The following is a 426-nucleotide window of genomic DNA, read 5'->3' on the forward strand; positions in this document are numbered from 1 at the left end:
CGGGGACTCATGGGAGACTGCCGGGGTCAACTCGGAGGAAGGTGGGGACGACGTCAAATCATCATGCCCCTTATGTCTTGGGCTTCACGCATGCTACAATGGCCGGTACAATGGGTTGCGATACTGTGAGGTGGAGCTAATCCCAAAAAGCCGGTCTCAGTTCGGATTGGGGTCTGCAACTCGACCCCATGAAGTCGGAGTCGCTAGTAATCGCAGATCAGCAACGCTGCGGTGAATACGTTCCCGGGCCTTGTACACACCGCCCGTCAAGTCACGAAAGTTGGTAACACCCGAAGCCGGTGGCCTAACCCCTTGTGGGAGGGAGCCGTCGAAGGTGGGACCGGCGATTGGGACTAAGTCGTAACAAGGTAGCCGTACCGGAAGGTGCGGCTGGATCACCTCCTTTCTAAGGAGCAACTAACACCA

At 57.0% G+C, this 426-nt stretch carries 1 rRNA gene; it reads left to right on the forward strand.

From position 1 onward, the window contains the following. Positions 1–406, forward strand: a 16S ribosomal RNA gene (locus ACIPVK_RS21810); the annotation flags it as partial. Positions 407–426 lie beyond the last annotated feature (20 nt).

Source organism: Paeniglutamicibacter sp. MACA_103 (assembly GCF_045798555.1).
Lineage (GTDB): Bacteria > Actinomycetota > Actinomycetes > Actinomycetales > Micrococcaceae > Paeniglutamicibacter.